The following is a 12,260-nucleotide window of genomic DNA, read 5'->3' as shown; positions in this document are numbered from 1 at the left end:
TCACGCGCTGCGCTTGAGCGGCGCGGGCGCAACCGCCTGGCCGCGCTCGGCATCGAGGCCGGCCTCGATCCGGCGGACGCGCTCGAGCGTCGCTTCCAGCAACTGGCGGTTGCGGCCGATCAGATCGGCAACGATGCCGAACATGATCGAGATCACGCCAAGCATCAGCAACACGCCGCCCAGGACGAGCGACTGAACGTGCCCGCCGCCCTCGCCGACGGCGAAGAAATAGAGGAAGCGAACGATCGGCGCGAGGCCGGCCAGAGCGGCCAGCGCACCGGCCATCACGAACAGGCGAAGAGGATTGTACATCGCCCAGGCCCGCGCCATCGTGACGCCGGTGTTCAAGATGAAGTGCGGAATGTTGCGGAAGAGGCGCGACGGTCGCATCGGCGCGTTGGTGCGGATCGGGACCGAGACCACCGCCATCCTCTTGCCGCCCGCCTGGATCAGCATCTCGGTGGTGTAGGAGAAGCGCGAGGTGATGAAGATGCGCTGGGCGGCGGCGCGGCTGATCGCGCGGAAGCCGCTCACCGCGTCGGTCACTTCGGTGCGCGAGAGGCGCTGGACGACCGACGAGCCGAGCGCCTGCAGCCATTGCTTGCCCCGGCCGAAATGGGCGTTGGTGCGCACCTGACGATCACCGATCACGATGTCGGCGCGGCCCTCGAGGATCGGCGCGACCAGATCGGGGATGTCGCGCCCGTCATATTGATTGTCGGCATCGGTATTGACGATGATGTCGGCGCCGGCCGCCAGCGCCGCGTCGATGCCGCTCTGGTAGGCGGCAGCGAGGCCGCGGTTGGTGCGATGGCGGACGATGTGGTGGACGCCCCATTGCCGGGCGATCTCGCTGGTCCCGTCGCGGCTGCCGTCGTCGATCACCAGATATTCGATCGTGTCGATGCCGGCGATCTGCCGCGGCAAAGCGAGCAACGTCTCGGGGAGGGAGCCGGCTTCGTTGAAGCAGGGGATTTGGATGATCAGCTTCAAGGCGTTTGTCCCCGATGGCGGCCGCGACTGACCGTGGCCCGAGACTAGGGCTCCCATGGTTAAGAACAGGTTGCGATCGCTGCCGTCCGGCCGGCCGAGCCCCGGCGGGTGCGGGTGCGGGCGACTGCCGCGCTGCACGGATGCGCGCCCGGACCCCGCGGGCGCAGCGAGGCTCGGGCTCGACCTCGCCGCGCCGCCTCGGTCAGGCGCGCAGCGAGGCCGCCGCAGCCGCTTCGATCTCTTCGGGCGGCACCAGGGTCAGCAGCCGCTCGAGCCGCTCGCAATCGCCCTCGAGAGCCAGCGTCAGGCCCTCCAGCCGCGCTTCCGCCAGCGCGACGTCGGCGCCCTTCGCCTTCAGCGCCGCGATCTTCTCGATCTGTCGGCCGACGTTGCGGCGCCCCTCCAGCACGAGGCGCACGGCGCGCTGGAACTCGGGATGCAAGCTTTCCATAGCCGCTTCTTAGCATCGCCGCGGGGCCGGGCTGCGCTCCGCGCCGCAATTTTGTTGCCGCCGGTGCCGCGGCTCCGCGCCGGTCAGCCCTGCCGGCGCTCGGCGAGGAGGCGGGCGATGTCGGCCTCGCCTTCTTCCGCGATCCGCCGCAGCGTCCTGGCGGCATCGGCGTCGAGCGTCGCGCCGGCCAGCCTGCGGCACATTTCCGCCCGCGCCCGCATCTTCCTGATCAGTTCGTCCCGGTCCATCGGGCGCCGACTAGGCGTGCCGACGCCGCACGCGCAATGAGCATTTGTTCCGTATCCGTAACGCATACCGCGGCGCGCCGACGGCGCGCTCTGCGCTGCGTCGCCCGGGCCGTTCACCCGACCGCCGCGCCGGCGTCGCAATCCGGCCCAAATTCCTTGGCAGAGCGGCCGTCGGAACCTAAGGGACGGCCATGACCGACAGAGAAGAGACCTTCGCCAAGGTGCAGCAGCTCATCGAGCCCTTCAACAAGAAGGGCGCTCCGCTCACCGAAGCGACCACCTTCGCCGGCGATCTCGAGTGGGACAGCCTGATCGTCATGGATTTCGTCGCCTCGGTCGAGGACGAGTTCGACATCCTGATCACGATGAACATGCAGGCCGAAATCGAGACCGTCGGCCAGCTGGTCGACGCCGTCGAGCAGCTCCGGAACGACGGCTGATGACCGAGGCCGCCCGCACGCCGATGGATCCGGCCGACGAGACCGCCGTCGCGCCATCGCATGGCCGCGACCTGTTCTCGAAGTTCGACGCGCTGATCGCCGAGCGCGAGGCGCTGCTCGACACCGGCGTGCGCGATCCGTTCGGCCTGGTGATGGAGAGAGTGCTCTCCCCCACCCGCGCGGTCGTCAAGGGCAAGGAGACCATCCTCCTCGGCACCTACAATTACATGGGCATGACCTTCGATCCGGACGTCGTCGCCGCCGGCAAGCAGGCGCTCGACGAGTTCGGCGCCGGCACCACCGGCAGCCGCGTCCTCAACGGCACCTACCAGGGCCATCGCGAGGTCGAGGAGGCTCTGAAGGAATTCTACGGCACCGCCCACGCCATGGTCTTCTCGACCGGCTACCAGGCCAATCTCGGCCTGATGTCGACCATCGCCGGCAAGGAGGATTACATCATCCTCGACGCCGACAGCCATGCCTCGATCTACGACGGCTGCGCGCTCGGGAACGCCCAGATCGTCCGGTTCCGCCACAACAGCGTCGAGGATCTCGAGCGGCGGCTGAAGCGCTTGCCCGCCGAGGGCGGCCGGCTGGTCGTGCTCGAAGGCGTCTATTCGATGCTCGGCGACATCGCGCCGCTGAAGGAGATGGTCGAGGTCGCCAAGCGCCACGGCGCGATGGTCGTGGTCGACGAGGCGCACGGCATGGGCTTCTTCGGCGAGCACGGCCGCGGCGTGTTCGAGCAGGCGGGCGTCGCCGACCAGGTCGATTTCGTCGTCGGCACCTTCTCCAAATCGGTCGGCACGGTCGGCGGCTTCGTCGTCTCCAACCATCCCAAGTTCGAGGTGCTCCGCCTCGTCTGCCGTCCCTACGTCTTCACTGCCTCGCTGCCGCCGTCGGTGGTCGCCACCGCCGCGACCTCGATCCGCAAGCTGATGCACGCCGGAGACAAGCGCGCCCATCTCTGGGAGAACAGCCGCCGCCTCCACCAGGGCCTGCGCGATCTCGGCTTCACCCTCGCGACCGCCGAGGCGGAATCGGCGATTATCGCGGTGCTGCTGCCCGATCAGCAGACCACGGTGATGATGTGGCAGGCGCTGCTCGAGGCCGGCGTCTACGTCAACATGGCGCGACCGCCGGCGACACCGGCCGGGATGTACCTGCTGCGCTGCTCGCTCTGCGCCGAGCATTCGAGCGAGGAGGTCGGCCGCATCCTCGAGATGTTCGAGGTCGCGGGCCGCGCCACCGGGGTGCTCTCCTGAGCCCGGGCGGACGCCCGATCGCGCGCGTCCGCCTCCGCCCTGCCGCATCTCCGGCCGGCACCCTTCGCACTTTCCCGGTCTTTGCAGCCGCCCCGCGGCGGCCTAGAGTCCCCTGATGGCGGGTGAAGGACTGGACACGCCCGAGATCGGCGTCTCGGGCCGGGGACGCGGAGCGCTGGCGGCCGCCGGCGCGGTCGTCGCGACCCTCCTGCTCATCGCGCTGATGGTGATGGTCACCGGCTCGAACCGCGCGCGCGAGCAGGCGATCGCCTCGGAGCGGCACAGCTACGACGTGATGCTGCTCACCCGCAGTGCCGACGGCTCGATCGCGCGCGCCGAAGCGGCGCTCGGCCGCTACGTGCTCGACGAGGCGCAGCCGACCGGCACGGTCTATTACAACGAATGGGTGCTCGCCGAGCGCCAGATCGGCCAGCTCGAGCGGATGGTGCGCGGCGATGCCGACCAGCTCGAGCGGGTCAAGGCGCTGCGCGCGCTGTACCGCAAGCGCGCCACCGAGCTCGCCGCTGCGGCGACCGCCGCGGCCGCGAAGAAGGGCAGCGGCGGCATCTCGCTTTTCTACCAGGCGGGCATGTCCCCGACCGGGCCGGCGCTGCGCGGCAAGCTCTCCGAGATCGCCTCGGCCGAACGCAAGGATCTCTCCGACCGTATGGCCGCGACCGGCCTTTCCGGTGCGCGCGCCACCGAGCTCACCGAATGGCTCGGCTGGATCGCCGTGCTGATCGGCGCCGGCGCAGTCATCCTCGGCCTGCTCGCCTATCGCGCGATCAGCCAGCGGCTCGAGGCGATCGCGGCCGCCGATACCGAGGCGATGCGCGCGCAAAGGCTCGAGGAGGCGGTCCGCGAGCGCACCCGCGAGCTGGTCGACGCCAACGAGCGGCTGCAGGCCGAGGCGGCGGAGCGCGCTGCCGCCGAGGCGCAGCTCCGCCAGGTCCAGAAAATGGAGGCGGTCGGCCAGCTCACCGGCGGCATCGCCCACGATTTCAACAACATGCTGGCGGTGATCGTCGGCGGGCTGGATCTCGCCCGGCGGCGGCTGCGCAGCTCGAAACGCGAAGTCGAGTTCCACCTCGACAATGCGATGGAGGGCGCCACCCGCGCCGCCGCCCTCACCCGCCGGCTGCTCGCCTTCGCCCGCGCGGAGCCCCTGCTGCCGGTCTCCGCCGCGCCGTCCGAGCTGGTCGAGGGGATGCTCGACCTGATCGACCGCACGATCGGCGAGCGGATCAACGTCACCACCGATTTCCCCGCCGAGCCCTGGCACGTCCGGGTCGACACCAACCAGCTCGAGAACGCGATCCTCAACATGGCGGTCAACGCGCGGGACGCGATGGATGGCCAGGGACAGCTCTCGATCGCCGTCGACAACCTCGTCCTCGCGGCGGGCGAGGTCAACGCGCTCGCCCCTGGCGAATACGTCCGGATCAGCGTCGCCGACACCGGCGCGGGCATCCCGTCCGAGATGATCGAGCGCGTCTTCGAGCCGTTCTTCACCACCAAGCCGGTCGGCAAGGGCACCGGCCTCGGCCTCAGCCAGATCTTCGGCTTCGCGCGCCAGTCGGGCGGCGACATCACGCTGAAATCCACCGTCGGTGCGGGCACCACCGTCGCCATCTACCTGCCGCGCAGCGAGGAGACCGGGGAATTTGGCGGCGAGGTCCACGCCGCGCGCGCCGATGTCGAGGAACGGGCGGCGCCGCCGGGCACGCCGATCCTCGTCGTCGAGGACGATCCGCGGGTCAGCCGCGCCACCGTCGGCGCGCTCGAGGAACTCGGCTACACCACCATCGCCTGCGCCAGCGGCCGCGAGGCGATGGAGATCCTCGAGCGGGAGAGCGGCCTCCAGCTGATCATCACCGACGTGATGATGCCGGAGATGACCGGGCCGGAGCTGGTCCGCGAGGCGAGCCGGCGCTGGCCGTGGATCGCCGTGCTGTTCGTCACCGGCTATGTCGGCGAGGCCGGCGACGCCGAGGACCTCTCCGGCTACGATATCCTGCGCAAGCCGTTCACCGTCTCCGGCCTCGCCGCGGCGGTCGCCGCCGCGCTCGCCCACCGCGGCGGATCGTCCGCGAACGAAGCGGTCGCGTTCCGGTCCCGGGCGTGACGCCGATCCGTTAGCGGATCGCCCCCCGCCGCAGCAGCTTCGGCAGCAGAGTGACGGCGGCGAGCAACGGCCAGCGCCGCTGCCACGGCTTGATCTCGATCGCCGTCCCGGCGTGCCGGTTGATCTTCCAGGCGAGGTAATCGATGCCGCCGGCATAGGTGCCGCTCGCCTTGGCGAGACGGATCATGGTCAGCGCCTTGCCGGCCCGCCGCATCCGCGCCCAGCGCCGCAGCGCCCGCCGCCGCGCCTCCGGCGGCACTGGTGCGGCGAGCGCGATCCCCGCCGCGGCTAGAGCCGGCTCGCTGAACCTGCGGTAGCGCTCCGGATCGGCATCGACCACGGAGACGGCCCGCCCCTTGCGCTCGGACCTGAGCTCCGCCGAATAAGTGAGCTGGAAGCCGTGGCGCCAGAGATCGAGCGGATCGCTGCCTGCGAACAGCGGCCACGCCGCATCGAGCAGGGTCGGCGCGGCGCGCGCCACCGCCGCCACTGCCCGCCTTGCCGCCTCGTCGTCCGCGCGCCACACCAGGCGAGAGGGCTGGGCGAAGCGCGCCCAGACCGAGACCGACAGCGTCTCGGGCCCGTTCAGCCGCAGGAAGTCGGCCTCGCTCAACACCGCATATTTGGCAACCAGCCCCTCGTGCTCGAACGGGAAGACGTTCGGCGGAATCAGCCGGTTGGCCGGCGCCATCCAGCTCTTCCCATAAGCGGCCCGGTAGTCGGAGACGATCAGGTAGAAATCGAGCATCAGCCCTTCGAGCTGCTTCTCGCGCAGGCACGATCCGTAGAACAGCACCGCCCGCGCCGCCCCCGGATAGAAGGCGGCGATCGCCGCCGCCATCGCCGACACGCGCGGCTCCACCGGCTCGGCAAGCTCGGCGGCGACGAGGGCTTCCAGGGGTGGTGAGGCAGCAGCCATCCGCACCGCTTCGCGATACCGCACGGCCGCGTCAAGCGCCGCACCATTCCTCCCTGCCTTGACGCTACGGAACCGCGCCCTATCTCGCCTGTTGCACTGCAGCAGACCCCCTCCCCGGAGCCCCTCGATGTCCACCGCGCCGGCCGCGCGCCGTTCCGCGCCTCCCGCCCTCGTCCATTTCGCGCTGGCGATGGGCGGCTTCGCCATCGGCACGACCGAGTTCGCGACGATGAGCCTGCTTCCCTTCTTCGCGAAGGGCCTCGGCATCGACGAGCCGACCGCCGGCCATGTGATCAGCGCCTACGCCCTCGGCGTCGTCGTCGGCGCGCCGCTGCTCGCCGTGCTCGCGGCGCGCATGGCGCGGCGCAGCCTGCTGCTGCTGCTAATGGCCTTGTTCGCCGTCGCCAATGCGCTGAGCGCGCTCGCCCCGACCTACCAGACGATGCTCGTCTTCCGCTTCCTGAGCGGCCTTCCCCACGGCGCCTATTTCGGCATCGCCGCCCTGGTCGCCGCGTCGCTGGTCCCGCCCGAGCGGCGCACCCAAGCGATTGCTCGCGTGATGCTCGGCCTCACCACCGCCACTTTGGTCGGCGTTCCGTTCGCCAACTGGCTCGGCCAGGCGATCGGCTGGCGCTGGGGCTTCGGCGTGGTCGCCGCGGTGGCGCTGGCGACGGTGGCGATGATCTGGCTGGTCGCCCCGCACGACCGGCCTGAGCCCGGCGCCAGCCCGCTGCGCGAGCTCGGCGCCCTGAAGCGCGGCCAGGTCTGGCTCACTCTCGCCACCGGCGCGATCGGTTTCGGCGGCCTGTTCGCGGTGTACACTTATCTCGCCTCGACCCTGATCGAGGTCACCGGCGCCGGCGCCTCGGCCGTTCCGTTCGTGCTCGTCGTCTTCGGCCTCGGCACCACCGCCGGCAATCTGATCGTGCCGCGCTTCGCCGATCGCGCCCTGATGCCGACCGCCGGCGCTCTGCTGCTGTGGAGCGCGGTGTCGCTGTCGCTCTACACGGTCGCCGCGTCGAGCCTGTGGGCGATTTCGGCCGCCGTCTTTGCGGTCGGCGTCGGAGGCGCGCTCGGCACGGTGCTCCAGACCCGGCTGATGGACGTGGCCGAGGACGCCCAGAGCCTCGCCGCCGCGCTCAACCACTCGGCGTTCAACTTTGCGAATGCGCTCGGCCCCTGGCTCGGCGGCCTCGCCATCGCCGCGGGCTATGGCTGGACCTCGACCGGCTGGGTCGGCGCCGCCCTCGCGCTCGGCGGCCTCGCCTTCTGGGCCCTCTCCCTCTGGCACGCCCAGATCCGCCAGGCGCCTCTGCGCGAGGCGACCGCCAGCTGTTGAGCATCGTTCCTCCCTTGAAAGGGGAGGGGAACCGCGCGAAGCGCGGTGGAGGGGTGTCAGCGACTCCGAAGTGAACTCGGCCACGGAGTGACGCTGATGCGGAGCATCAGGGCGTCTGCTGCGACAAGTCGCTTGGGCTGCGGGGGGCGTCAACGCTGACACCCTCCGTCAGGCTTCGCCTGCCACCTCCCCTTGCAGGGGAGGGGTGAGATTAGTCTCTCGACTCGTTAAGCCGCCAGCCGCAGGAAGTGGACCGGGGGCGTCGGCTTGAGCACGATCGCCTCGCCCTCGCCGGCCTGGAAGATCTCGCCGTCGAGGATGACGTTGGACTGCTCGCCCTCGATCCGGATCTCGTCGCCGCGCTCGAGATGGACGCCCGAAAGACGGATCCTTCCCAGGGTGCCGCGGATCGCCGCGGTCAGCGCCCGCATCAGCGCCATGAAGCTGCGGTCGATGACGAGCAATTGCATCGCCCCGGTGCGCGCGCCGGCGCCGGGCATGTGGCCCTTGAACAGCAGCCGCTGCAGCGTCGTCACCATCAGCACCGCGAACTGGCCGTTGAGCTCCCCCTGCTTCAGCACCGAGACGCGCAAGGGCTTCGGCCGGACCGGGCCGATCTTTATCCGCCGCCCGGCCGCCACCGAGATGATGCCGAGCAGCAGGGCGAGGAAATGGGCGACGCTGTTCGGCAGGCCGAGCGGATAGATCTTGTGGCGGCAGTAGAGCATCGCATCGGCGAGGCCGGCGCCGCCGAGGAACATGCCGAGCACCGGCTTGCCGTCGGGCGTGCCGCCGGACAACGCGATCAGCTCGCGCCGGACGATGTGCGGATCGAGATCGGACCGGGCGATCTCCAGCACCCGCTCGAGCGCCGCCATCGGATCGCCGTCGGCACCGAGATCATGGGCGATGAGGTTGGTCTTGCCGTTGGGCAGCACCGCGACCGGGGGAGCGGCATCGCCGAAATGCCGGCCATTGAAGATCTCGGTCAGCGCCGCCTGCACGGTGCCGTCGCCGCCGTTGATCACCAGCACGGTCGGCTTCACCTTGGCGATCGTCTTCAGCGCCTCGCCGACCTGATCGGCGCGCTCGACCTCGTAATGGAAGATGTCCTGGTGCTCGGCGCAGAAGCTGCGCACCCGCGGCAGCAGCGAGCGGTTGCCGGTCGAGCGCGGATTGGAAAGCAGGGCAACGCGGGCCATCGAGGTCACCGTCCGATCGGGCCGACGGAGAGGCCGCGGCGATAGTTGAGCACGACGTTCACAGTTTTCACGCCGGAGCCGACCGCGAAGGCAACCTCGCGATGGGAGGGCTTGAGGTCGAGCAGCGAGATTCTGGGGTTGTTCGAGAAGCCGCCGCCGTCGTTCCAGCCCGACTTGCCGTTGGCGTCGGCATCGTGGCGGACCGCAATCGCATAGGTGCCGGCCTTCGGCACCGCGACGCAGACGTTCATCGCGCCCGACCGGGTCACCGGCAGGTCGATCCGGCGCAGCCACTTGCCGGTGGCGAGGAACTCGGCGGGATTGCTGCCGTAGAGCTGGACGCGGAGCTTGCCGATCCGGTTCTTGAAGCCGGTGACGCTGACCAGCACCGACGGCCGGTTGGCTTGGCAGGCGGCGGCGTCGGGGCCGAGCGCCGCCTGCGCGGACGCGGCCGGCGCGAAGGCCAGCGCCGCGGCGGCAAACGGAATACGCAGTCTCAACATCCAGCAGCCACTCCTCGAGGCGGTCGTTCCGGCACTTCGGCCGCGTTCGTACCATTCCCCTTTGTCGCTCTATTCCGAATGCTTGCGGCCAAATTGTGGTCATCGCGCGTCCAATTGGGGCGCTGGAGCGCCACCGTGCCGCCGTCTCGCCGCGTCTCCGGCATTATCGAATCCGTCCCGCCTGTCCCATCTCGCGACAGCGTCCCGAAAGGGGCTTGGCGGGACGAACCTCGCGGCGGCATGGACGTTCGGCGGGGGCAAAGGAGAGGACATTGCTCGAAGCGCGCACCAGTCGAATGTCGGCCCGGCTCTTCCTGTTCGGAGGGATGACGCTGTTCCTCGCCGCCTCGCCCGCGCCCGCGCCCGGCAATCACCGCGACGCGCCGCTGCGCGCCGCCGCGATCCGCGAGGCGCCGGCGCCCGCTCCGGCCAAGGATCCGCCGCCGGGCCTCCGCCTGCGCTCCACCGAGACCGCGCCCGTCGCGCCCGCGCCGCCGCCCGCGCGGCCCGATTTCACCATCCGCTCGATCCTCGCGCTCGACCATCCGCTCGCCCCCGGCGAATATGCCTGGAACGAGGAAGGCGCCCCGGCCGGGGCCGCGGTGATCGTCGCCGATCTGCGGGCGCAGATGCTCTACGTCTACCGCCAGGGCGTCGAGATCGGTCGCACCTCGCTGATCCAAGGCGACGTCGACAAGCCGACGCCGCTCGGCATTTTCCCGATCCTGCAGAAGAAGCGCCACCACATCTCGAATCTCTACGACGCGCCGATGCCCTACATGCTGCGTCTCACCTGGGACGGGGTCGCGATCCATTCGAGCGTGGTCAGCGACGACTACGCGACCCACGGCTGCATCGGCATTCCCGACGAATTCGCGCAGCTGCTGTTCGGCCAGGCGAAGCTCGGCGATCACGTGCTGGTCACCCGCGGCTGGGATGCCAACGGCCCCGGCCGCGCCTGATCGTTCGAGCGGAGCTCGAGCGTGAACCAGGCGCTCGACAATGCCTGATCGTTCGAGCGGAACTCGAGCGTGATCAGGCGCCCGACAACGCCTGATCGGTGAGGGGAGCGGCGTCGCTCCCGGCCGCCGGCGGGCCCGACGTCACTTCGCAATGGCAGCGAAAGGTTCGAGCGACTATAGGCGCCCCAGACGAGCCGGCGGGCGGGGATGACGTGACGATAGCGACATGGCTGATGTTGTTCGCGCTGGCTGGCGCGCTGGCGGCGGACGCGTTCGCGGTCGCGCTCTGCCAGGGCGCGGCGTCGCGGCCCGGCGTTCGCGATGCGGTGCGCATCGGCACCGCCTTCGGCCTTGCCCAGGCGGTGATGCCGCTGCTCGGCTGGGCGGCGGGCATCGCCTTCGCCTCGGTGATCCGCGACGTCGATCACTGGATCGCCTTCGGCCTGCTCGCTTTGCTCGGCCTCAAGACCCTGCACGAGGGCTTGCGGGGCGGCGAGGAGGCCGATTGCACGCGACTGTCCGGCTGGGCGCTGCTCGGCGCCTCGGTCGCGACCAGCATCGATGCCGCCGCCGCCGGAGTCACCCTGCCCTCGCTCGGCGCCCATGTCGTCCTCGCCTGTGCGGTGATCGGCGCGGTCACCCTCGCCCTGTGCGCCGCGGGCGTCTTCCTCGGCGCCGCCGGCGGGCAGCGGCTCGGCAAGAGAGCCGAGATCCTCGGCGGCCTCGCCCTGCTCGTCATCGGCACCAAGGTCCTCGTCCAGCACGTCTATTTCGGCGGCTGAGTCCGACTGCTTCGACATCTGCTTGACCGTCCGCGCCGGCACGGCTCTCGCCAGGGGCGCCCGCTCGCCGCCAACGCGGGTTCGTTGCAACCCCGGAAGGGTCGGCGCGTTCGAAGCGCCACGGCAACAGGAGATGGACGATGGCAGAACGCGAACGCGAAACGGTGGTGGTCGGGGACAGTGGCCGCGGCGGCGGCGGCACGATCGTGGCGGTGATCGCCGTGATCGCCTTGCTGGTCGTGTTGTTCCTGGTCTTCGGACGCGGCCTGATCGGCGGCGGCGAGACCAAGGAGATCAAGGCTGACGTGGACATTTCCGCCCCGAGCGGCGGCGGCTCCGGAAGCTGACGGAACCCGGCCTCGGCCGGGGACGTTGACCCTGCATCCGGTGGGCGGATGCGTAAGCGTCGGAAGAGGAACGGCTCCCGTCTGGTCACGCGGCGGGAGCCGTTCTCGCGTCCGGCCGATCCTGCCTGCGCCGCGCTCCCGACGCCTGGCGTGCGATCTTTACGCATCTGACGCCACATCGCGCATGGGATCTTCGCCGGTGATCGGTGGGTGCAAGCGCAAACGGGCCGCCCCGTGTTTTCCACAGATGGTTTCGCCGGTGCAGGGGAGTCATCGACGCGCCAACCGTCCGACGCGTTCTGTTCACCGGGCGGCCAGGGCCGGGGATGTTTCCCCCCACGAGCACATCTCCGGCCCGCCTTCCGTCTCCCCGATGAACCGCCGCGCTGCCGCGCTCAGCCAGGTTCGTTTTGTCCCGAAGGGCCGCGCCCGATCGGCGGACTATCGCCGGCGCCGCGCGCGTCGGATTCGGGAGGCGGCGCGCTCATCCCCGTAAACAAGGCCGCGCGCGCCCGCGCGTCATATTCCGCCGCCATGTCGGTCAGCACGCGTGCCGAGGTGGGATCGTTGCAGCCGCGCGCGAGCCTGCGGCATTGCTCGGCTTTCTGCCGGAGATAGCGGGGATCGTCGTTGTGCATGGTTCGATCGTTCGAGGACGAATCTCGCTAGCACCTTCTTGATGTA

The 12,260-nt window shown here is 70.2% G+C and carries 14 protein-coding genes; 7 read left to right on the top strand and 7 right to left on the bottom strand.

The features are described 5' to 3' along the window. From E2493_RS14855 to E2493_RS21320, 3 genes are all read right to left on the bottom strand, one after another. Window positions 1-993: a glycosyltransferase family 2 protein gene (locus E2493_RS14855; protein ID WP_135088160.1), complete on the bottom strand. Its 993-nt coding sequence runs from the start codon at window positions 991-993 to the stop codon at window positions 1-3. Between the two features lie 202 nt (window positions 994-1,195). Then, the gene (locus E2493_RS14850; protein ID WP_135088159.1) at window positions 1,196-1,444 is read right to left on the bottom strand and encodes a hypothetical protein; all 249 of its coding nucleotides are present in this window, start codon (window positions 1,442-1,444) and stop codon (window positions 1,196-1,198) included. Window positions 1,445-1,527: 83 nt separating this feature from the next. Beyond that, window positions 1,528-1,692 (bottom strand): hypothetical protein, encoded by a 165-nt coding sequence (locus E2493_RS21320; protein ID WP_167737555.1) that lies wholly within the window; start codon window positions 1,690-1,692, stop codon window positions 1,528-1,530. Between the two features lie 191 nt (window positions 1,693-1,883). Between E2493_RS21320 and E2493_RS14845 the strand changes: the two genes are divergently transcribed. The 3 genes from E2493_RS14845 to E2493_RS14835 all read left to right on the top strand — a co-directional run bounded on the left by E2493_RS14845 (window position 1,884) and on the right by E2493_RS14835 (window position 5,522). Then, complete coding sequence (locus E2493_RS14845; RefSeq protein WP_135088157.1) at window positions 1,884-2,132, top strand: acyl carrier protein; 249 nt, start codon at window positions 1,884-1,886, stop codon at window positions 2,130-2,132. A 23-nt stretch (window positions 2,133-2,155) separates the two neighbouring features. Further along, window positions 2,156-3,397 (top strand): serine palmitoyltransferase, encoded by a 1,242-nt coding sequence (gene spt / locus E2493_RS14840; RefSeq protein WP_225421514.1) that lies wholly within the window; start codon window positions 2,156-2,158, stop codon window positions 3,395-3,397. Window positions 3,398-3,512: 115 nt separating this feature from the next. Then, a complete protein-coding gene (locus E2493_RS14835; protein WP_135088153.1) occupies window positions 3,513-5,522 on the top strand; it encodes an ATP-binding protein in 2,010 nt (669 codons plus the stop codon). 10 nt (window positions 5,523-5,532) lie between these two features. Here E2493_RS14835 and E2493_RS14830 read toward each other — a convergent pair whose 3' ends face one another. Then, window positions 5,533-6,441, bottom strand: a complete 909-nt coding sequence (locus E2493_RS14830; RefSeq protein ID WP_135088151.1) for a hypothetical protein — start codon at window positions 6,439-6,441, stop codon at window positions 5,533-5,535. Between the two features lie 127 nt (window positions 6,442-6,568). Between E2493_RS14830 and E2493_RS14825 the strand changes: the two genes are divergently transcribed. Beyond that, entirely contained in the window at window positions 6,569-7,780 is a 1,212-nt protein-coding gene (locus tag E2493_RS14825) for an MFS transporter (protein WP_135088149.1), read from the top strand. A gap of 227 nt (window positions 7,781-8,007) precedes the next feature. Here E2493_RS14825 and E2493_RS14820 read toward each other — a convergent pair whose 3' ends face one another. Together E2493_RS14820 and E2493_RS14815 are read right to left on the bottom strand one after the other, a co-directional pair. Beyond that, window positions 8,008-8,982 carry a diacylglycerol/lipid kinase family protein gene (locus E2493_RS14820; RefSeq protein ID WP_135088147.1) on the bottom strand — a complete coding sequence of 325 codons (975 nt, stop codon included), beginning with the start codon at window positions 8,980-8,982 and terminating at the stop codon, window positions 8,008-8,010. A gap of 5 nt (window positions 8,983-8,987) precedes the next feature. Then, entirely contained in the window at window positions 8,988-9,485 is a 498-nt protein-coding gene (locus tag E2493_RS14815) for a DUF2141 domain-containing protein (RefSeq protein ID WP_135088145.1), read from the bottom strand. Between the two features lie 272 nt (window positions 9,486-9,757). Here E2493_RS14815 and E2493_RS14810 point away from each other — a divergent pair, with 272 nt between their 5' ends. The 3 genes from E2493_RS14810 to E2493_RS14800 all read left to right on the top strand — a co-directional run bounded on the left by E2493_RS14810 (window position 9,758) and on the right by E2493_RS14800 (window position 11,576). Then, window positions 9,758-10,447: a L,D-transpeptidase family protein gene (locus E2493_RS14810; RefSeq protein WP_225421506.1), complete on the top strand. Its 690-nt coding sequence runs from the start codon at window positions 9,758-9,760 to the stop codon at window positions 10,445-10,447. Window positions 10,448-10,659: 212 nt separating this feature from the next. Further along, entirely contained in the window at window positions 10,660-11,229 is a 570-nt protein-coding gene (locus tag E2493_RS14805; RefSeq protein ID WP_225421505.1) for a manganese efflux pump MntP, read from the top strand. Between the two features lie 140 nt (window positions 11,230-11,369). Then, the gene (locus E2493_RS14800; protein WP_135088143.1) at window positions 11,370-11,576 is read left to right on the top strand and encodes a hypothetical protein; all 207 of its coding nucleotides are present in this window, start codon (window positions 11,370-11,372) and stop codon (window positions 11,574-11,576) included. Between the two features lie 395 nt (window positions 11,577-11,971). On the opposite strand, the gene E2493_RS14795 is transcribed toward E2493_RS14800, so the two are convergent. After that, window positions 11,972-12,214 (bottom strand): hypothetical protein, encoded by a 243-nt coding sequence (locus tag E2493_RS14795; protein ID WP_135088141.1) that lies wholly within the window; start codon window positions 12,212-12,214, stop codon window positions 11,972-11,974. Window positions 12,215-12,260 lie beyond the last annotated feature (46 nt).

This window comes from Sphingomonas parva (ex Maeng et al. 2020) (assembly GCF_004564275.1).
Lineage (GTDB): Bacteria > Pseudomonadota > Alphaproteobacteria > Sphingomonadales > Sphingomonadaceae > Allosphingosinicella > Allosphingosinicella parva.
The sequence above is the reverse complement of the archived record's forward strand: the minus strand, read 5'-3'. Positions and strand labels throughout refer to the sequence as shown.

What these genes read in the sequence shown, in the direction of transcription:
- E2493_RS14830 (WP_135088151.1), bottom strand. Translation starts at nt 6,441, where the DNA reads ATGGCTGCTGCCTCACCACCCCTGGAAGCCCTCGTCGCCGCCGAGCTT.
- E2493_RS14795 (WP_135088141.1), bottom strand. Translation starts at nt 12,214, where the DNA reads ATGCACAACGACGATCCCCGCTATCTCCGGCAGAAAGCCGAGCAATGC.
- E2493_RS14800 (WP_135088143.1), top strand. Translation starts at nt 11,370, where the DNA reads ATGGCAGAACGCGAACGCGAAACGGTGGTGGTCGGGGACAGTGGCCGC.
- E2493_RS21320 (WP_167737555.1), bottom strand. Translation starts at nt 1,692, where the DNA reads ATGGACCGGGACGAACTGATCAGGAAGATGCGGGCGCGGGCGGAAATG.
- E2493_RS14815 (WP_135088145.1), bottom strand. Translation starts at nt 9,485, where the DNA reads ATGTTGAGACTGCGTATTCCGTTTGCCGCCGCGGCGCTGGCCTTCGCG.
- E2493_RS14825 (WP_135088149.1), top strand. Translation starts at nt 6,569, where the DNA reads ATGTCCACCGCGCCGGCCGCGCGCCGTTCCGCGCCTCCCGCCCTCGTC.
- E2493_RS14820 (WP_135088147.1), bottom strand. Translation starts at nt 8,982, where the DNA reads ATGGCCCGCGTTGCCCTGCTTTCCAATCCGCGCTCGACCGGCAACCGC.
- E2493_RS14845 (WP_135088157.1), top strand. Translation starts at nt 1,884, where the DNA reads ATGACCGACAGAGAAGAGACCTTCGCCAAGGTGCAGCAGCTCATCGAG.
- E2493_RS14835 (WP_135088153.1), top strand. Translation starts at nt 3,513, where the DNA reads ATGGCGGGTGAAGGACTGGACACGCCCGAGATCGGCGTCTCGGGCCGG.
- E2493_RS14850 (WP_135088159.1), bottom strand. Translation starts at nt 1,444, where the DNA reads ATGGAAAGCTTGCATCCCGAGTTCCAGCGCGCCGTGCGCCTCGTGCTG.
- spt (WP_225421514.1), top strand. Translation starts at nt 2,156, where the DNA reads ATGGATCCGGCCGACGAGACCGCCGTCGCGCCATCGCATGGCCGCGAC.